Here is an 18,724-nt window from a genome sequence, read left to right on the forward strand (position 1 = left end):
CAGTACGTGTGCCCATTATTTACCGGTAGGTTTCATAACATAAATAGGTATGGAAAAAGCTGAAGGAATACAGGTCCCCCAGCTTTTCATTGTTTCACAATTTGTGTTTGATCAATTAGTAAATCAGATACTTTCCAGAATTTCTATAATCTCTTCACCATAGTTTTCTATTTTATGTTTTCCGAAACCTTTGATGTCTAATAATTCTGCTTTTTTTGCCGGTTTATATTTTGCTACGGATAACAGCTCTTTATTACTGGCTATAAAATAAATTGGGAGATTTTGCTCTCTTGCTTTTTCCGATCTCCATAATTTCAGGGCATCGAGAATTTTTTCTTCATCCCTATTCAGCATTTCATTTTCTGCCGAATATTTTACACTTTTGGATTCTTTTACAGCAGATACTCCTGCTTTCAGTTCTTCGAAGTATAAGACAACTGACCAGTAAAGCTCGTCGTGTACAAAAGCGGTTTCCGTTTTAATAATTTCATGATTTCCGAGAAAATCGTCCAATGCCTGCTGATCTGTATACAGATACTCTTCGGGCAGCCTTATTTTAAAAACTTTTACTCTCATCATCTGTGTTTTTGTATTATTTATTACCCCCTAACAGCAGGATTTCATCAACCCTTATTTCTGTAATATACCTTTTTACACCATCTTTATCATCGTAAGATCTGTAGGTAAGCTTTCCCTCAATAGCGATTTCTTTTCCTTTGGGAACATACTTCTGAAGGATCTCCGCAACTTTTCCAAAGGCAATCAGATTATGCCATTGTGTTTCTTCTACTTTTTCACCTTTTGCATTGGTGTAGTGATCACTCGTTGCTAAAGACACGCTTGCTTTTACATTCCCACTGTCGAAGTTGATCATTTCTACTTCTTTTCCTGTGTAACCGATTAATGTTACTTTGTTTCTTAGTGACATAACTATAAATTTTAAAGATTAATATTATCAGATAAGAGACGTTCACTGCTTTCTCAAATCTCTGTTGCAAAGATTGCCATCCCAGCCCATTAAAGTCGGTTATAAACTATTTAAATTCATTTGTAGTCGTTTGTAAACGGATAATCCGTACCTTTGATTAAATATTCATGGTATGAAAAAAGAGATCAACATCTTTGAATTTCCTTTTAATCTAGGCCTTACTAAAAAAGAACATGAAACAGAGCCCGGAGTAAAAAAACTTCCGGATTGGCTTCGAAAACTTAATTTTCATGCTAAGCTCCATCCTAAGAATATTTTGAGACTTAATGGTCCTGACTATGCAATGGATTTTGATGAAGAAACCCAGGTAAAAAATCCAGATCGAATCATTGAATATGCCCAAAAGCAATCTGACCTGATCCTGAAAAACTATGATAAAGACACCCTCAATGTAATCATTGGCGGTGACTGCAGTATTTTAATAGGAACTGCAATCGCCCTTAAAAAGCTGGGAAATTTTGGTTTGTTTTATCTTGACGGGCATACTGACTATATTCCACCTAAACTTTCATCAAGTGGTGGCGTAGCCGGAATGGATCTGGCTATCGTTTCAGGAATGGGACATCAAAAACTCACCAATATTCGTGGCCTGAGGCCCTATTTTCTTGAAGAAAACATCTTCTGTGTAGGGAATGCAGAAACAGACGATGAAGACTATGTAAACCAGGTTATTAATTCAGGCGTTCATTATTATGATCTGGAAAGTCTACGTAAAAATGGTTTCAGCAAAACGGCTGAAGATTTTTTAAAAATGATTCAACAGAAAGGTTTGGATGGTTTTTTCATTCATTTCGATGTTGATGTATTGAATGATCAGATTATGCCGGCTGTTGATAGCAGAACAGAAGATGGAATCGACTATAATAACCTCCGGGAAATTCTGACCCCATTGATTGAGAATGACCAATGTTTTGGAATAGAAATTACTATATTAGACCCTGACTACGATAAGCAAGGCGTCTACACAAAGGCATTTGTTGAAAATTTAACCCAGATAATAAAAAAATAAAGAAGAATTCATGAAGCAGAAAATAAAAAGAACACTAAGGGTTTCGAAATATGTAATTTATAAAGAAACTCTTGTCGATTACAAAGAACATTTCTGGTCTTTTTTAGGTGCATTTTTTGGAATCGGAATCATTGCATTCATCCAGTCGCACTATCTTTTGGAACAGGAGAACATTTTTCTGATCGGCTCGTTCGGGGCATCCAGCGTTTTAATCTATGGAGCCATTCAAAGTCCGTTGGCACAACCCCGGAATCTTGTAGGAGGTCACGTTCTTTCAGCATTGGTGGGTGTAACGATTTATAAAATAGTTCCCGACGTGCTATGGCTGTCAGCTCCGTTGGCTGTTGCGTTTTCAATCGTTCTGATGCAGTATACGAAAACCCTGCATCCACCCGGTGGTGCTACAGCGTTGATCGCCGTTACCTCATCAGGAAAAATTCCGGAACTGGGATATTGGTATGCATTATCTCCTGTTCTATCGGGGTGTATCATCCTGCTTCTTGTTGCTTTATTTTTCAATAATATTACCTCCAACAGAAGTTATCCCAACCATACAAGATTTCTGCGGTTGTTAAAGAAAAAGCATCAACACAAAATGAAAAAATAATATTATGAATTGTCTAGAATGTGGCGAAAAGATCATCGGAAGATCAGACAAAAAATTCTGCAATGACGCCTGCCGCAACGCCTATAACAATAAGCAGAATAAAGACTCCAATAACCTGATGCGGAACATTAATAATAAACTTCGCAAAAACTACCGTATTCTTACGGAAATAAACGTGGAAGGTAAAACAAAAATTTCACGTTCAAAGCTGGATGGCTTAGGTTTTGATTTCGATTACATCACTAACATTAAAGTTTATAAAAACGGTTCGGAATATAAATTTATTTACGATTACGGTTATAAACTTTTGGAAGATGATTTTGTATTGATTGTAAAAAATCAAACCTAAGAATACACCACCAAAATTAATATCTATGAAAGAAGTTGTTTTAATTACCGGAGCTAATGGAATGGTTGCCCGAGAGCTATCAAAAAAGATAGATCCGGAATATACGGTCCGGTTGCTGACCCGGAAAAAGACCAAAGACAATGAATACGAATGGGATATTAGTAATAGGACAATTGATGATTCGGCATTTGAAAATATCAGTCATATCATTCATCTTGCTGGAGCCAATATTTCTGAAAAAAGATGGTCGGATGACAGAAAAAAAGAGATTATTTCCAGCCGGATTGATTCTGCAAAACTTATTCTTGATACTTTAAAAAAGAAAAACATCAAGTTAAAATCTTTTATATCAGCTTCCGCCACGGGAATTTATGGAGCTTATACTTCACAGAAAATTTTCTCAGAGGAAGATGAAAAAGCCGATGATTTCCTTGGAAAGGTAGTTATGCTTTGGGAGCAAGCTGCTGATGAATTTCTTAGTCAGAATGTTGCAGAAAGAGTTGTTAAAGTAAGAACATCCATCGTACTATCTGAAAAAGACGGAGCCCTAAAAAAAATGGCAACTCCCGTGCGGCTGGGAATCGGCTCACCCATTGGAACCGGAAAACAGTATATGCCGTGGATTCATCTGAAAGATATCATCGGTATATATGAATTTGCTCTAAAAAATCCTCAGCTAAAAGGAGCTTATAATGCTGCATCACCACAACATACAACCAACGAACAGTTTACGGAAAAAATTGCAGAGGTTTTACACAAACCTTTGTTTATGCCTAATGTTCCTGCATTTGTACTGAAGATCATTTTTGGAGAGCTTTCTGTTGCTTTACTGGAAGGCTCAAGGGTTGATTCCCAAAAAATTCAGGATGCAGGCTATCGGTTTCAGTTTCCTGATCTGAGAGATTCGCTGGAAGATTTACTGAAGAAATAAGATCCACGGTCTTTTCTCAGAGGATACATAAAGAGAAAGTATCTGTTAATATTGAAGTATCTGATTTCATATCTAAATACTACATTATGAAAGACATCATTGTTACCAAAGCCAGACAGAATAATCTTAAAAATATCTCCTTAAAAATACCTAAGAACAAAATCACCGTTTTCACCGGAGTATCGGGATCAGGAAAATCATCCCTGGTTTTTGAAACAATCGGGGCTGAAGCTCAGAGGCAGATCAATGAAACCCAAAATAGCTTCATCAGAAACCGCCTGCAACATTTTGGTGTTCCGAATGTAGATAAAATTGAAAATCTGAATGTTCCATTTATCATCAATCAAAAGAGATTAGGAGGTAACGCCCGTTCTACAGTGGGAACCGCAACCGATATTTATGCTTCTTTACGATTACTTTTTTCAAGAATCGGTGAGCCTTTTGTGGGATATTCCAATGTATTTTCATTTAATAATCCCCAGGGAATGTGTCCTGAATGCGAAGGTCTTGGATTTGTACAGACGGTAAATACTGAAACTCTCTTTGATAAAAATAAATCCCTAAACGAAGGTGCTATACGGTTTCCTACCTTTCAACCCGGTGGCTGGCGGCTGACCCGATATATTCATTCCGGATATTTTGACAATGATAAAAAATTAAAGGACTATACAAAAAATGAATGGGAATTATTACTGAATGCTGAAGAGCACACTCCTAAACATCCTTCAAAAGAATGGGGAAAAACGGTGAAGTATAAAGGAGTAATTCCAAGGATTGAAAACTCATTTTTAAAAAAGGACTCAAAAGAGAATATCACCAGAAAAGAAACGCTAAAAAAAGTAATCATTACTAAAGATTGCCCGGCCTGTAAAGGAAAAAGATTGAATCCAAAAGTTTTGTCCTGTAAAATTGCTGATAAAAACATTGCCGATTGTACAGCACTATCAGTGGATGAACTTCTGGTATTCATCCAGTCCATCCCCTCCAAAACCTACTCTTCCATCCTATCGGAGCTGGAAAAAAAACTTCAGAATCTCATCGATATAGGATTGCAATATCTCACCTTGGACCGGCAGACAGATACTCTGTCCGGAGGTGAATCTCAACGGGTAAAAATGGTAAAACAGTTAGGAAACAGTCTTGTCGATCTGTTGTATATTTTTGATGAACCCAGTATTGGTCTTCATCCCAAAGATATTGATCATATTGTAGACATTATAAAGAAAATCAGAGATAAAGGAAATACAGTATTGATCGTAGAACATGATCCTGATCTTATTAAAATAGCAGACCTTGTCGTAGATATGGGACCTGCATCCGGAAAAAATGGAGGCGAGATTATGTACCAGGGAACTTTTAAGAATCTAAAAACAGCTAAAAGCAAAACCGGGATCTATTTCAGCAAAATTCCAGATTATAATAAAAATCCCCGATCAGCAAAAGGATTTATTGACATAAAAAACGGAAGTATGTTTAATGTTCAAAATATTGACATAAAAATTCCGAAAGGAGTTATGACGGTTGTAACGGGAGTTGCAGGTTCCGGTAAAAGCACGCTGATCAATAAAATACTCCCTCTTTTTTATCCGGAATTAACCGTCATTGATCAATCTGTTTTTACGGCCAGCAGCCGTTCCAACCTGCTTACTTATCTCAATCTTTCCAATACGGTCCGAAAGCTCTTTGCAGAATCAAACAATGTTTCGGATAAGCTTTTCAGCCGGAACGGAGAGGGCGCCTGTCCCAATTGTAAAGGTCTGGGAATAGAAAAAGTGGACCTCGCATTTATGGATGATATTGAGCAACCTTGCGAAGTTTGTCAGGGATCAGGATACAAGCCCGAAGTTCTTCAATATCATTATCACAAAAAAAATATTGCTGAAGTGATGGATATGACCGTTTTAGAAGCGCTAAGTTTTTTTCCCAAACAAGGATTCGGACATGAGCTTACTCTGCTGATCAAACTTGGTTTAGATTACCTTACTTTAGGCCAGCGGCTCGACAGTTTTTCCGGCGGTGAAAGGCAGCGTCTAAAATTAACCAAAGAATTAAACCATACTGCCAGGGTTATAGTTCTGGATGAACCCAGCACCGGACTTCATCCTATCGACAATGAAAAGTTGCTTTTATTTTTTGAGGAGCTTGTGAATAAAGATAACACCCTTATCGTCATTGAACATAATCTGGATATTATTGCTCAGGCAGACTGGATTATTGACATTGGTCCCGGAGCCGGAAAGTTGGGTGGTAAAATTATGTTCGAAGGGACTGTAGAACATCTTTTATCCGCTTCGCAGTCCGAAACGTCTAAATATCTGAAAAAACATCTCCATGGAAAATAGTAAGGTATGATCTATATCGATCAAAATCTCTCAATTTAAAAGGATTTTACAGGATTTGTTGGAAAATAAATATTAATTTAGCCCGTACATTACAGAGAAATTAAAATTCATCTGATAACCATGAATAACAGCTTAATCTTAAGGAATATATCCCGACATATATCGCTCAGCGATGATGAAGCCAATTATTTCAATTCTTTGTTACGCGAAAGGAAAGTCAGAAAAAAAGAAAGTATCCTGAAACAGCAGGAACCCTGTAAAGAAATCAGCTTTGTTCATTCGGGCATACTGCGTGCTTTTTATCTGGATGCGACAGGTAAAGAATCCACAATTATGTTTGCCCTTCCTGATTGGTGGATCACTGATATGTATTGTTTCGTTAATGAAAAACCCGCTATGCTGAATATTGAAGCACTCGAGGATAGTTTTATTTTTCAATTGAAAAAAGGAGATCTGGACAAATTGTACTATACGGTTCCGAAATTTGAAAGATTCTTCAGAATTATGATGCAGAATGCTTATACCAGGGAACAGCTAAGGATCATTGAAAATCTCTCCCTGTCTTCAGAAGAACGTTATAATGCCTTTATCCGGAAATATCCTGTGGCGGCAGAACGTATTACCCAAAAGCAAATCGCTTCTTATCTTGGGATCACGCCCGAATTTCTAAGTACCATAAAAACCAATAAAAATAAAAAATGAATACTCTTAAACTATCTTATTTTTTTTACATGGTTTCTTTCTTTATTTTACTTAAAAATAAAAGATAATGCTAATATTAATTGCCGGACCTTACCGAAGTGGTACCCACGATGATCCAAAACTCATCAAACAAAATCTGAATAAACTAGAATCAGCAGCATTGCCTATTTTCAGGAAAGGTCATATCCCGATGATAGGTGAATGGGTGGCATTACCACTGATACACCTTGCCGGTTCAACAAAGATAGGTGATGAAGCCTGGCAGGAAATACAATATCCGATTGCCCACAGAATTCTGGAAAAATGTGATGCTGTATTACGGATAGAAGGAGCATCCAAAGGAGCTGATGAGGATGTAAGAATTGCTCAAGAAAGAGGACTGAAAATTTATTATCATATAGAAGATATTCCCTATGCAGAACAATAAAGTGAAAATCATAAAGACTGAAATCTTATCAGATAACTGGTACACCCTGAAAAAGGTTACCTATGAAAAGATAAAAAACGACGGATCAGTAGAAATCCAAAGCAGAGAAGCTTACGACAGAGGAAACGGTGCCACGATCCTGCTTTACAATAAAAATACAAATACAGTTATTCTGACAAAGCAATTCCGATTACCTACGTTTATTAATGGAAATTCAACAGGAATGCTTATAGAAGCCTGTGCAGGTTTACTGGATGATGACAATCCTGAAGATTGTATCAGAAGAGAAACCGAAGAAGAAACAGGCTACCAGATTTCGCGGGTAGAAAAAGTTTTTGAATCTTATATGTCTCCGGGGTCAGTAACTGAAATTCTTCATTTTTTCATTGCGGAATATTCTAAAGAAATGAAAATAGCAGATGGTGGTGGCCTTGAAGAAGAAGGTGAAGATATTGAAGTGCTGGAGTTATCTTTCGGTGAAGCATTGCAAATGATCGATAACGGGGAGATCAAAGATGCAAAAACAATCATGCTCCTTCAATATCTTCGTGTAAAAAATATTTTGTAGCATCATCTTTGCTGCTAAAAAACTAATATCATAAAAACTGAATTTAAAATAAAATAAGTATTTTTCATTCTTGGTTTCTTAGCCTTAGAATTTCCCGAAAAGGATGTGAGAAGTACACTTAAAATTTAAAAATATGAAACGGAAATTTTCATTGATTATCTTATTATCGTTATCATTAGCTGCCTTTGGTCAAAAAAAAGAAAGTGTAAGCATTAAGGAAAAAGCACTTACCGAGCAGTTCAAAAATGATTATAAAAAGAAGACTTATAACAAATTTGAAGGAAAGATCGTTGTGAAAGATAATCAGATACAATTTGATGATAAAACCATTTTCTATGATAAATCGGATAAACTAACAAGTTTAATTTTACGGGAAGGACTTATCTATCCGCAACTCCTGACCGATTATCAAATGGAAAAATTCATAGAGGAAAGTACCGACAAAACCCAGAAAAGATTTCTGCGTCTTCAGAAAAATCCCCGTGCCGGTTTCGATGTCAATAATGTAAAATTAAGCAATACCATAGAACTAACGTTCCTCGAATCCAGCCTGAAGGCCAAAAGATTCAGAGTGACCTGCAAGGATAGTAAACTGGGCAATTTAATTCAATATCTTTTTGAACTGACTAATAAAAATGCAGGTAAAGAAACTTCTATGGAAGAGTTTGTTAAAAATTCAACTTTGACCTACCTGCAGCAGCAGAGGCAAGATTAGAAGATCTTTAATTATAGCAGTGTCAGATGATTTTAAAAATTTCAAGCATCAAACAGCTTAATGTAATTTTCTTATTATTTTCAATTTATCAGATAATTGCACTAGTGTCGCTTTTTGGATGCTACCCTTCAGATATATTTTACTGTCAATATTCTATTTATGGTTTGATGATAACATATCCCATTTCAGTTGTTAGCTTTATGATTAGATTTGCTGCTAGGGATTCAGAAATAATAGTCATTATTATTCAATCATTTATTTTTTTGATCTTTGCTTTGATTTACATATTGTTAAAACGTAAAATTCAACAATCCAGTAAGGCAAGATGACATTGCTCTTGAAAATTATTATGAGAAATTCACCATAGATTATAATCAACATAAATGTTAAAAAAAACATCAACATCCCAAATAGTATTTTTTAGTGTTTTTCTAATCATTTTCTTTGTACATAATTTTGTATTACAACCGATGATCAGAGAGACCTACTTATCTTCTGATCTCAAAAATTTTGAAGAAAGCTCCTGGAAATATACAGTGATTGTATTTTTCGCTCTTTTGTCCCTAATGTTTTTCTTAACAATTAAATCAAAAATAAAAGATCTTTCAAACTTACCCATTGCTATTTTTGTTTTAGGACTCAGTTGTTTCGCAGGATTACATCGTCCAATAAATGATCTTTTACTTTACATCAATATGAAAGTTGAGAAAGGAAGAAATTCAAAAGAATATAAAGTTGTTAATCATCAAGATTATAAGACCTTTTGGTTGAATGGTAAAACCTCAATACATGATAATAATGATTTGAATAAAGTAAATACATTCAGGCTGAAAAAAAATTAAAACCCATTTTTGAAATGAATACCAATGATACAGTCCTTGTTCCATTGAGAAGGGGTCTGATCAATATTGATTATCTTTATTAATATTTCAAACACAGCATAAAAAATATGCAGTGTTTACATTAAAAACAAAACCATGGAAATTCAAAACATTGATCATATCGTTCTAACGGTAGCTGATATCGAAAAAACCATCTCTTTTTATACAGACATCCTTGGATTTGAAGCGGTCTCATTCGGAGATAACCGGAAAGCGCTTGCTTTTGGAAACCAAAAAATCAACCTGCATCAGAAAGGCAATGAATTTGAGCCAAAGGCACTACATGCTACTCCCGGTTCTGCAGATCTGTGCTTTATTGCCACAACAGATGTACATGATATTTTAAAAGAACTTAAAGAAAAAAACATCGAAATCATCGAGGGTATTGTTATCAGAACCGGAGCAACAGGCAAAATAAGGTCCGTCTACTTCCGGGATCCTGATCAGAACCTGATTGAAGTGAGTAATTATATTTAAAATCTTCTTGAGCATGTCCCCAGATAAAAACGCCTTGGCTAAAATCCTTAGTAATTTCGAACAGGAAGAATTACCCAACAAAACCTTGCTAACGGAAGAAGGTAAGATGGCGCGTAAATTTTACTATCTCAAAAAAGGAGTTGCCAGAGGTTGGCTTAATAATGACGGTAAGGAAATTACATTTCAATTTTTGTTTGAAGGAAACTTTATTTCGTCGTGGGAAAGTCTGTTTTATAATTCTCCAAGTATTTATAATATCGAAACGATAGAACCCTGTACTGTATATAGCACTTCTATTGAGGATTTCAGACAAATAATTGAAAATAATCCGGACAGCAAGGAACTTTATTACAGCTATCTACAGGAACGCTTACTTAAATATCAGAAGCTCTTTATTTCCCGTATAAAAGATTCTGCAGAGGAAAGATATAATGAGCTTATAAAGCAATCCCCCGAGATTTTCCGCCGGGTTCCTCAGTATTATATTGCATCTTATCTTGGTATCACTTCTGTATCATTAAGCAGGATCAGAGGAAAAAAAATCTAGTAAGAGATCTGCTCTATATAGTAACTCCATGGTTATTCTTCACTTCTGCCATTACAAAAGTACTGTGTGTGCTTCCTATCGAGTCGACGGAACCTAATTTATTAAATACAAAATCCTGGTAGTGTTTCATATCGCGTACCTGAACTTTGAGAAGGAAATCAAAATCGCCTGAAATATTATAGCATTCCGCCACTTCGTCTATCAGTGTAATTTCCTGTACAAACTCATTTCCCACAGACCTGTCGTGGATCTTTAATTTAACCTGACAGAAAACTGTAAAACCACGATTCAGTTTCTCGGCTTCCAGGACAGCCGCATAATGTTTGATATAACCCTCCTGCTCCAACCTTTTAACACGCTCAAAAACAGGAGATGGAGAAAGGTTAATTTCCTTTGCCAATTCTTTAACGGTCAATTTTGCATTTTTTTGAAGGATTCTTAACAATTGAAGGTCTTTATCGTCTAGTCTTTCCACAGGATAATATTCTTTTTTCGATTTATATTTCCAAATTTACAGAATAAATAACTTACAAATTCAATTTAAACAAAACAATATACTTAATTTTTGCATTTAAGCCAATTAAACATCTTAAATTAATACCTTTACACCCTATTTTGTTCTTTAACATACTTCATCAAACGGAAAAGGTTTTACTTAAGGTAGATTAATAGGGAATCGTGTGAAAATCACGAGCTGTCGCGCAACTGTAAGTAACACAACAGAGGTTTTTGTCCCTGAATATCCACTGCCACAAGCGGGAAGGATGACAAAAACTGTTACAAGTCAGGAGACCTGCCTGTCCCGAATTGACAATGCTTTCGCGGTCTGAAGCTTTTGGTCATACAGATGATACTTTTGAACGTATTGGATTGGGTTTTAACTCAGAATTTATTTGAGTTTAAACGTAATGTTTTTTATGAAAATTAATTTCAGGTTACCTAACAATCTACTCTTCACTGGGAAAATTACGTCTATATTGTATCTTCTCTATTGCTAAAAACTATTTCCCGATTGCGTTATGAAGCATTATAAGAACTTTTAAAACCAAAATTTAATTAAAAGTTTAAAGAAAATGCAAACACACATCCTTGGCTATCCGCGAATCGGTAGCAACAGAGAACTTAAAAAAGCCTGCGAACTATATTGGGCAGGTAAAACATCGTTACAGGAACTTTTAGAGGCAGGAAAAAAGATCAGAAAGCAAAACTGGGAACTACAACAAGAAGCCGGAATTGATCTGATTCCATCCAATGACTTTTCTTTTTATGATCAGGTATTGGACATGACATTGTCTGTTGGAGCTATTCCTTCCCGTTATCAGGATATTACACCAAATGAGCTAGATCTTTACTTTGCTATGGCCAGAGGTTATCAGAAAGAAGGGCACGATATTACAGCCATGGAAATGACAAAATGGTTTGATACCAATTATCATTATATCGTTCCAGAATTCCAAAAAGATCAGCAATTCAAATTATTCTCCCATAAAATCGTTAATGAGTTTATTGAAGCGAAGGAAGCAGGAATTCATACAAAGCCTGTTATCCTTGGATTGGTAACCTATTTATTATTAGGAAAAGAAAAAGAAGAAGGTTTTGATAAATTGGATTTAGCACAAAATCTGCTTCCGGTTTACGTTGAGATCTTAAAAGAGCTTGAAAACAACGGAGCAGAATGGATTCAGCTGGATGAGCCGTTTTTAGCACTAGACCTTGATCAGAAAGCAAAAGAAGTTTACCAGAACATTTATGCTGAAATTGCCAAACAGTTTCCGAACCTTAAATTTATTGTGACCACCTATTTTGATGGGTTAAAAGATAACCTTTCATTGGCCACTACTCTACCTGTTGATGCACTACACATTGATCTGGTAAGAGCCCCGGAACAATTGGATGAGGTCATCAATGCAATTCCTGAAACATTAATCCTCTCATTAGGAGTCGTAGACGGAAGAAATATCTGGAAAAACGATTTCAATCAGTCTCTGGTTTTCATCAAAAAAGCTATTGCAGCATTAGGTTCTGAAAGAGTTTTCATTGCACCGTCATGTTCATTACTTCATTCTCCTTTCGATCTTGACCTGGAGAAAAATGAAAATATACTATCTCCGGAGATCAAACAATGGATGGCTTTCGCCAGGCAAAAAGTTTATGAAATTGTTACCTTAAAAAAATTAGCTTCAGAAAACCCGGATTACAATACTTTACAGGAATTAGCTGAAAATAAAAAAGCTATTGAAAACCGAAAAGTTTCAACACTAATTCACAATCAGGATGTGAAAAACCGTGTTACCGTAACTACAGAAAGTGACGCACAGAGAAACAGTCCTTTTAATGTGAGAAAAGAAGCACAGCAGAACGCATTGGAGCTTCCTTTATTTCCAACAACAACAATTGGGTCCTTTCCTCAAACCAAAGAAGTAAGAAGCTGGAGAGCTCAATTCAAGAAAGGAGATCTTACCGCCCAGAAATATGATCAGCTGCTTAAAGAAGAAACACAGAGAACCATCCAATGGCAAGAGGAAATCGGAATTGATGTATTGGTACATGGAGAATTTGAACGCAACGATATGGTCGAGTATTTTGGGGAACAGCTCGCAGGATTTGCATTTACTCAAAACGGATGGGTTCAAAGCTACGGAAGCCGCTGTGTAAAACCACCGGTTATTTATGGAGACGTTCACAGGCCTCAGCCAATGACGGTTTACTGGTCGCAATATGCCCAGTCATTAACTCAAAAATGGGTAAAAGGAATGTTGACCGGCCCTGTAACCATTCTTCAATGGTCATTTGTACGTGATGATCAGCCTCGTTCTACCACCTGTAAGCAGATTGCTTTGGCAATCCGTGATGAAGTAAACGATCTTGAAAAAGCAGGAATCAGAATTATCCAGATCGATGAACCAGCTATCAGAGAAGGTCTTCCTTTGCGTAAGGCAGAATGGCAAAATTACCTTCAATGGGCTGTAGAAGCTTTCAGAATTTCTGCAAGTGGTGTTGAGGATGCTACACAAATCCACACGCATATGTGTTATTCCGAGTTTAATGACATTATCCACAATATCGCCGATATGGATGCCGATGTCATCACGATAGAATGCTCAAGAAGCCAAATGGAGTTATTAAATGCTTTCGCAGACTTTAAATATCCAAACGAGATCGGCCCAGGAGTGTATGACATTCACTCTCCAAGAGTTCCGTCAAAAGAGGAAATGGTTGCATTGCTGAAAAAAGCACAAGCCGTAATCCCGGCAGAACAGCTTTGGGTAAATCCAGATTGCGGATTGAAAACCCGTCATTGGGAGGAAACAGAAAAAGCATTGATCGCTATGGTAGCAGCTTCGAAAGAAGTGGCTGCAGCTTATTCGACTGAGAAAGTATAATAGAACTGATTATTATTTTTTTTATATTGTAAGGCAGAGGCGTAAGCTTCTGCTTTTTTTGTTTAATAAAATAAATCAATGACTACAGAAGAATTCGTAGGAAATTTTTATCACGAAAAACAAAATATCATATATTTATGTTTTGTTATATTTAAAACTTAGGAGCTATATTTTCATGGGAACTTGGTAAATGCAGAAGTTAATATTTTACCGTAGGAATATTTTCAAAGAAAATTAAAAACAGCAGGGATTTAAGATTTGAAGAATCTCAGTTAATTGGAACTGTTAGAATTATTAAAATTGTAAATTCCAAACTACAGAAGTAATATGAAAATTCTATTTATTTTAATTACAATTTCAGGATCATTACTAGGTCAGTCAAAAGAACTAAAACATAAAAACTACAGCCATTTGGATACTATTGATGTTTATTCAAAAGATTATCCCACCAAACTTGTCGAGGGATCTGGATTAATAAAAAATAAAAAAAACAGAAATGTAGGTGCAATAGGATTCTCCATCAAATAACTAAAGATAGTAATGGTAAAATTATTCGAATTTTAAAATCTGAATCCAATCATTATATAAAAGATCATAAAAATCCACAAAAAAGTATAATTCGCGAAATCACAATTTATTATGATGATTCTCAACCTGACCTAGCAAAATATACAAGTGAGACTTTAATAAATAATTCATTAGTAAAAACAGAAACTAAACTTTTTGATTTAAAACAAAATAATAATGATCTTCCCGGGTTTAAAAATGTCAAAGATTTATTAGATATGATAAAAAATGAAGATTATTAATTCTTTTCCTTATCTTCTTATTATAACAAACAGCTTCAAATAAATTAATAATGAATAAGTTATGATTTTCTGGAATTAATTACCTAATTTTGCACCCCGAAAAAAGGATCATATAACGGAATATAAAATAGTATTGTACGAATTCATACTTATGGATATAACAATTACAGAGAATCCTTAAAATCAATAAAATATATAGATATGAAAAGAGTTGGTGAACATAGAAAGCTTCTTGGGGTAGATAAAACAGTCACATTACAGGAGTTAAAAACCATTTACAGGAATACGATGAAAGATTCTCATCCTGATAAATTTATCAATGATGAAGCCGGAAAATTGGAAGCGGAAGAAAAAAGCAAATCTGTAATTGAAGCTTACCATTTTTTGGTGAGCATTAACCCGGAAACACAGGAAAAGTATAAGGAGGAATATGTAGAAACAACTACAAAATCTAATATTCACGATTTCTATTTTGAAAAACAGGTTCTGAAGATCCAGCATTTAAACGGAATGATGTATGAATACCTGGGAGTACCAAGAAACACCTATATTAAAATGGTAAATGCTGATTCACCAAGCCGTTTTGCAAGAAGACACATTTACGGAAACTTCATCTACAGAAAGTCAGGTGAAGCCATGGCAGATTAATTTTTTGCATAAAATAAAAGCGAAGGCTTTCAGTTTATTCTGGAAGCCTTTTTTATTGTGGAGAATAGAGTTTAAAATTTTGTTGGCAGCACAGGGAACAATCAAAAAAGCGTATCAAAAATGATACGCTTTTTCGGTTAATTAAGGTTGTTATTTTAATCTAAATGTTTAGGAGTAAATCCGTCATCACTTAGTTCTCTGTGCTCGTAATCAGCCTTCATTTCAGCCTCATAGTCTGTTTTCTCATGCTGACCCATTCTTCTTAGAATTGAATCAAACAGAGAGTATACTACTGGTACGATGATCAAGGTAAGGAATAGAGACGATGTTAAACCACCGATAACTACCCAAGCCAGACCTTTATTAAATTCGGCTCCTGCTCCACTTGCCAATGCAATTGGCAACATCCCGAAGATCATCGCGATGGTTGTCATAAGAATAGGACGAAGACGAGCATGGTTAGCCTGAATCAAGGCATCGTGTGTATTTGATCCTGCAGCTTTTCTAGCATTGGTAAAGTCAACAATCAGGATCGCATTCTTCGCCACAAGACCAATCAACATGATCATCCCTAACATCGTAAAGATGTTCAGTGAATTTGCTGTTAAGGCAAGGATAACCATAACTCCGATCATCGCAAGCGGAATCGAGAACAATACCACAAACGGATAAACAAAACTGTCATATAAGGAAACCATTACCAGGTAAACCAATACGATAGCCGCCAGTAAGGCAATACCTAAAGTACCGAAACCTTCCTGCTGGTTTTCCATATCACCGCTCCAGATATAATCCACTCCGATAGGTTTTTTATCGCTCTTCATGAACTGGTCTGCCCATTCATTCGCAACATCCCCCACAGGTCTACCTACCGCCTTTGCTCTTACTTTTACGGAAGGAGATTTATCTCTACGCTCAAGTAAGCTTGGTCCTGAACCCATTTTCACTTCTGCAAACTGACTCAAACGAACCTTTTCTCCTCTAGGATTTGTGAACATCAGGTTCTTAACATCATCAATAGACTGTCTGTTGGCATCACCGAAACGGATATTGATATCATATTCATATTCTCCGGCTCTGTATTTCCCATCTGTGTTTCCGTTGAATGCTGTCTGCATTGTTTGTCCTACACTCTGAAGATTCAAGCCTAAAGAAGCCATTTTATCTCTGTCTATATTTACCTGAACTTCAGGATTACCAGTATCTGTTGATAGTTCAGCATCTACTGCTCCGGGAACTTTTTTCAACAGTTCCAGAATTCTTGTTGCCTCTTTTACTGCTGTAGCATTATCAGGAGCTGTTACAACCATTTCGATTGGTGCATTTTCAGCACCCAGGATACCAATTGGAGCCGTTTTAAACTCAACTCCTGTAAATTTCTCTTCTAATGCTCTTTTTACTTTAGCTGCTTTGATGTTCGTACTTTCAGCACGCTCAGATTTATCAGTAAGGTTTACCTGAACTTCAGACTGATAAGTCGTTGCCTGAGCTCCACCAAAACCTGTTGACTGCTGACCAACAGTGGTAATCAGATCCACAACATCTTTATCATTTCTTAAAAACTTCTCTACATCTAAAGTTAACTGGTTGGTCTTTTCAACAGTCGCATCTTTTGATAATTCCATTTGAACTAAGAACTGACCACGGTCGATTGGAGGGAAGAATTCACCACCAATGAAACCAAATGCTACCAACATGAACGAAGAGATCAGAATAATAAAGGTGATCACTACCGTTGATATCCTTCTTAACGTTGACTTCAGACACCACTCAAGAATGCCTGTGATCCAGTGTGTGAATTTATCAATCAGTCCTTCAAACCAAAGAATGAATTTTTCAAACCAGTTTTTACCTGTTAAGTGCTCCAGCTTACCAAATCTCGATGATAACCAAGGGATAATGGTAAATGATGCCAACAATGATAATAAGGTTGCAATAACAACCGTGACGCAAAATTGTCCAAGGATGTTTGCTACAAGACCTGAACTCATTGCAATCGGAAGGAATACCACCACGATTACCAATGTAATTGCAGCAACCGTAAATCCAATTTCAGACGCTCCATCATACGCAGCCCTGATCTTACTTTTACCCATCTCCATGTGACGGTAAATGTTTTCCAATACCACGATCGCATCATCCACAAGGATACCAACCACCAGGGATAATCCTAATAAACTCATCAGGTTCAGTGTATACCCCATCAGGTTCATTCCAATGAAAGCTGCAATTAACGAAGCCGGAATAGAGACCATTACGATAAAGGCATTTCTGATACTGTGAAGGAATAATAACATCACAATAGCTACAAGGACGATTGCCAGGAACAAGTCAAAAATAACGTGGTTGGCAGATTCAAGAGTAAAATCCGTAGTATCATTTACTACCTTCACTTTTATCCCCTGAACTTTATACGCTTCTTCTACTTTTGCTATGGTTTTCTGAACACTTTCAGATACAGCAACCGCATTCGCATCAGACTGTTTCTTAACCTGCATTAAGATCGTCGGAAACTGGTTAAATCTGGCCACTTTCTCAACATCTTTCTGAGAGTCGAAAACGGTAGCAATATCGGATAAACGAACCTGAGCTCCATCTTTATTGGAAACAACAAGGTTGTTCATTTCCTGGATCGATTTATATTTTCCCGATAATCTGATCGTAGATTTTGTGGTTCTCGATTTCAAACTTCCTGTAGGGAAATCCAGGTTGGATGAAAGGATAGCCTGCTGAACATCTCCGATGGAAAGTCCATAACCCTGCAATTTTTTCTCATCAAGATTCACCTGAATCTCTCTTTCCTGTCCACCTACAAGATCAACCTGTGCTACTCCGTTTACACGGGAGAAAATAGGCTCTATTTTTTTATCTAAAAGGTCATAAAGTTCTTTGTTATTCAATTTATTCGAAGAAACACTCATCGTAATAATAGGTAAATCATCCAATGAGAATTTATTCAGTGAAGGCGGATCTACATCATCCGGAAGGTCTTTAAGAACTGCATTTACTTTACGCTGAGCATCATTCAAAGCATAATCCACATCCGCACCATCGTTCAGCTGAACCATGATCACGGATAAACTTTCATATGAAGAAGACTCTACTTTTTTTACATTTTCCAAAGAACCTACGGCATCTTCAATTTTCCGGGTTACGGAAGTTTCCACCTCTGCAGGCGAAGCTCCCGGATAGGTCGTAGAAATTGTTACCATATTGGTTTCAAACTTCGGAATCAATTCGTATCCCATGAGTGTATAACTCAGGATACCTCCCAGTGTCAGAATTGTAAATAATACAATTACCAACGAGGGTCTTTTGATCGATATTTCTGCTAACTTCAT

19 protein-coding genes and 1 riboswitch are annotated in these 18,724 nt (G+C 36.3%); of the genes, 15 read left to right on the forward strand and 4 right to left on the reverse strand.

Translation table 11 applies throughout. The features are described 5' to 3' along the window. Positions 1-123: 123 nt before the first annotated feature. Positions 124-579, reverse strand: coding sequence for an HRDC domain-containing protein (locus tag AC0INN_RS07670; RefSeq protein WP_228456952.1), 456 nt, complete (start codon positions 577-579; stop codon positions 124-126). A gap of 13 nt (positions 580-592) precedes the next feature. Next, positions 593-928 carry a single-stranded DNA-binding protein gene (locus AC0INN_RS07675; RefSeq protein WP_172278583.1) on the reverse strand — a complete coding sequence of 112 codons (336 nt, stop codon included), beginning with the start codon at positions 926-928 and terminating at the stop codon, positions 593-595. Between the two features lie 172 nt (positions 929-1,100). Here AC0INN_RS07675 and AC0INN_RS07680 point away from each other — a divergent pair, with 172 nt between their 5' ends. From AC0INN_RS07680 to AC0INN_RS07735, 12 genes are all read left to right on the forward strand, one after another. After that, on the forward strand, positions 1,101-1,997 hold the full coding sequence (locus AC0INN_RS07680) for an arginase family protein (RefSeq protein WP_306612571.1): 897 nt from the start codon (positions 1,101-1,103) through the stop codon (positions 1,995-1,997). Positions 1,998-2,007: 10 nt separating this feature from the next. Beyond that, positions 2,008-2,604 carry an HPP family protein gene (locus tag AC0INN_RS07685; protein WP_172278587.1) on the forward strand — a complete coding sequence of 199 codons (597 nt, stop codon included), beginning with the start codon at positions 2,008-2,010 and terminating at the stop codon, positions 2,602-2,604. A 4-nt stretch (positions 2,605-2,608) separates the two neighbouring features. After that, on the forward strand, positions 2,609-2,953 hold the full coding sequence (locus AC0INN_RS07690) for a hypothetical protein (protein WP_172278589.1): 345 nt from the start codon (positions 2,609-2,611) through the stop codon (positions 2,951-2,953). Between the two features lie 25 nt (positions 2,954-2,978). Next, on the forward strand, positions 2,979-3,884 hold the full coding sequence (locus AC0INN_RS07695; RefSeq protein ID WP_273648219.1) for a TIGR01777 family oxidoreductase: 906 nt from the start codon (positions 2,979-2,981) through the stop codon (positions 3,882-3,884). 86 nt (positions 3,885-3,970) lie between these two features. Continuing rightward, on the forward strand, positions 3,971-6,226 hold the full coding sequence (locus AC0INN_RS07700) for an excinuclease ABC subunit UvrA (RefSeq protein ID WP_273648220.1): 2,256 nt from the start codon (positions 3,971-3,973) through the stop codon (positions 6,224-6,226). Between the two features lie 120 nt (positions 6,227-6,346). Then, positions 6,347-6,928, forward strand: a complete 582-nt coding sequence (locus tag AC0INN_RS07705) for a Crp/Fnr family transcriptional regulator (protein WP_273648221.1) — start codon at positions 6,347-6,349, stop codon at positions 6,926-6,928. Between the two features lie 67 nt (positions 6,929-6,995). Then, positions 6,996-7,355 (forward strand): DUF4406 domain-containing protein, encoded by a 360-nt coding sequence (locus AC0INN_RS07710; protein WP_273648222.1) that lies wholly within the window; start codon positions 6,996-6,998, stop codon positions 7,353-7,355. Further along, entirely contained in the window at positions 7,342-7,923 is a 582-nt protein-coding gene (gene nudK / locus AC0INN_RS07715) for a GDP-mannose pyrophosphatase NudK (RefSeq protein WP_273648223.1), read from the forward strand. The genes AC0INN_RS07710 and nudK overlap by 14 nt, the downstream gene beginning before the upstream one ends. 133 nt (positions 7,924-8,056) lie before the next feature. Then, positions 8,057-8,638 (forward strand): hypothetical protein, encoded by a 582-nt coding sequence (locus AC0INN_RS07720; RefSeq protein WP_273648224.1) that lies wholly within the window; start codon positions 8,057-8,059, stop codon positions 8,636-8,638. Positions 8,639-9,021: 383 nt separating this feature from the next. Then, on the forward strand, positions 9,022-9,480 hold the full coding sequence (locus tag AC0INN_RS07725; protein ID WP_306612577.1) for a hypothetical protein: 459 nt from the start codon (positions 9,022-9,024) through the stop codon (positions 9,478-9,480). A gap of 135 nt (positions 9,481-9,615) precedes the next feature. Further along, positions 9,616-9,996 carry a VOC family protein gene (locus AC0INN_RS07730; protein ID WP_273648226.1) on the forward strand — a complete coding sequence of 127 codons (381 nt, stop codon included), beginning with the start codon at positions 9,616-9,618 and terminating at the stop codon, positions 9,994-9,996. A gap of 13 nt (positions 9,997-10,009) precedes the next feature. Further along, complete coding sequence (locus tag AC0INN_RS07735) at positions 10,010-10,543, forward strand: Crp/Fnr family transcriptional regulator (RefSeq protein ID WP_273648227.1); 534 nt, start codon at positions 10,010-10,012, stop codon at positions 10,541-10,543. A 13-nt stretch (positions 10,544-10,556) separates the two neighbouring features. On the opposite strand, the gene AC0INN_RS07740 is transcribed toward AC0INN_RS07735, so the two are convergent. After that, positions 10,557-11,018 (reverse strand): Lrp/AsnC family transcriptional regulator, encoded by a 462-nt coding sequence (locus AC0INN_RS07740; RefSeq protein WP_172278609.1) that lies wholly within the window; start codon positions 11,016-11,018, stop codon positions 10,557-10,559. 154 nt (positions 11,019-11,172) lie between these two features. Beyond that, positions 11,173-11,358, forward strand: a riboswitch (cobalamin riboswitch). 258 nt (positions 11,359-11,616) lie between these two features. Here AC0INN_RS07740 and metE point away from each other — a divergent pair. The 3 genes from metE to AC0INN_RS07755 all read left to right on the forward strand — a co-directional run bounded on the left by metE (position 11,617) and on the right by AC0INN_RS07755 (position 15,383). Next, positions 11,617-13,926 carry a 5-methyltetrahydropteroyltriglutamate--homocysteine S-methyltransferase gene (gene metE / locus AC0INN_RS07745; RefSeq protein WP_273648228.1) on the forward strand — a complete coding sequence of 770 codons (2,310 nt, stop codon included), beginning with the start codon at positions 11,617-11,619 and terminating at the stop codon, positions 13,924-13,926. Between the two features lie 327 nt (positions 13,927-14,253). Continuing rightward, positions 14,254-14,454 carry a hypothetical protein gene (locus tag AC0INN_RS07750; protein ID WP_306612582.1) on the forward strand — a complete coding sequence of 67 codons (201 nt, stop codon included), beginning with the start codon at positions 14,254-14,256 and terminating at the stop codon, positions 14,452-14,454. Positions 14,455-14,936: 482 nt separating this feature from the next. Further along, positions 14,937-15,383: a KTSC domain-containing protein gene (locus AC0INN_RS07755; protein ID WP_172278613.1), complete on the forward strand. Its 447-nt coding sequence runs from the start codon at positions 14,937-14,939 to the stop codon at positions 15,381-15,383. A 155-nt stretch (positions 15,384-15,538) separates the two neighbouring features. On the opposite strand, the gene AC0INN_RS07760 is transcribed toward AC0INN_RS07755, so the two are convergent. Then, on the reverse strand, positions 15,539-18,724 hold the full coding sequence (locus AC0INN_RS07760; protein WP_172278617.1) for an efflux RND transporter permease subunit: 3,186 nt from the start codon (positions 18,722-18,724) through the stop codon (positions 15,539-15,541).

Source organism: Chryseobacterium subflavum (assembly GCF_055762745.1).

What these genes read in the sequence shown, in the direction of transcription:
- AC0INN_RS07670 (WP_228456952.1), bottom strand. Translation starts at nt 579, where the DNA reads ATGATGAGAGTAAAAGTTTTTAAAATAAGGCTGCCCGAAGAGTATCTG.
- AC0INN_RS07675 (WP_172278583.1), bottom strand. Translation starts at nt 928, where the DNA reads ATGTCACTAAGAAACAAAGTAACATTAATCGGTTACACAGGAAAAGAA.
- AC0INN_RS07680 (WP_306612571.1), top strand. Translation starts at nt 1,101, where the DNA reads ATGAAAAAAGAGATCAACATCTTTGAATTTCCTTTTAATCTAGGCCTT.
- AC0INN_RS07685 (WP_172278587.1), top strand. Translation starts at nt 2,008, where the DNA reads ATGAAGCAGAAAATAAAAAGAACACTAAGGGTTTCGAAATATGTAATT.
- AC0INN_RS07690 (WP_172278589.1), top strand. Translation starts at nt 2,609, where the DNA reads ATGAATTGTCTAGAATGTGGCGAAAAGATCATCGGAAGATCAGACAAA.
- AC0INN_RS07695 (WP_273648219.1), top strand. Translation starts at nt 2,979, where the DNA reads ATGAAAGAAGTTGTTTTAATTACCGGAGCTAATGGAATGGTTGCCCGA.
- AC0INN_RS07700 (WP_273648220.1), top strand. Translation starts at nt 3,971, where the DNA reads ATGAAAGACATCATTGTTACCAAAGCCAGACAGAATAATCTTAAAAAT.
- AC0INN_RS07705 (WP_273648221.1), top strand. Translation starts at nt 6,347, where the DNA reads ATGAATAACAGCTTAATCTTAAGGAATATATCCCGACATATATCGCTC.
- AC0INN_RS07710 (WP_273648222.1), top strand. Translation starts at nt 6,996, where the DNA reads ATGCTAATATTAATTGCCGGACCTTACCGAAGTGGTACCCACGATGAT.
- nudK (WP_273648223.1), top strand. Translation starts at nt 7,342, where the DNA reads ATGCAGAACAATAAAGTGAAAATCATAAAGACTGAAATCTTATCAGAT.
- AC0INN_RS07720 (WP_273648224.1), top strand. Translation starts at nt 8,057, where the DNA reads ATGAAACGGAAATTTTCATTGATTATCTTATTATCGTTATCATTAGCT.
- AC0INN_RS07725 (WP_306612577.1), top strand. Translation starts at nt 9,022, where the DNA reads ATGTTAAAAAAAACATCAACATCCCAAATAGTATTTTTTAGTGTTTTT.
- AC0INN_RS07730 (WP_273648226.1), top strand. Translation starts at nt 9,616, where the DNA reads ATGGAAATTCAAAACATTGATCATATCGTTCTAACGGTAGCTGATATC.
- AC0INN_RS07735 (WP_273648227.1), top strand. Translation starts at nt 10,010, where the DNA reads ATGTCCCCAGATAAAAACGCCTTGGCTAAAATCCTTAGTAATTTCGAA.
- metE (WP_273648228.1), top strand. Translation starts at nt 11,617, where the DNA reads ATGCAAACACACATCCTTGGCTATCCGCGAATCGGTAGCAACAGAGAA.
- AC0INN_RS07750 (WP_306612582.1), top strand. Translation starts at nt 14,254, where the DNA reads ATGAAAATTCTATTTATTTTAATTACAATTTCAGGATCATTACTAGGT.
- AC0INN_RS07755 (WP_172278613.1), top strand. Translation starts at nt 14,937, where the DNA reads ATGAAAAGAGTTGGTGAACATAGAAAGCTTCTTGGGGTAGATAAAACA.
- AC0INN_RS07760 (WP_172278617.1), bottom strand. Translation starts at nt 18,724, where the DNA reads ATGAAGTTAGCAGAAATATCGATCAAAAGACCCTCGTTGGTAATTGTA.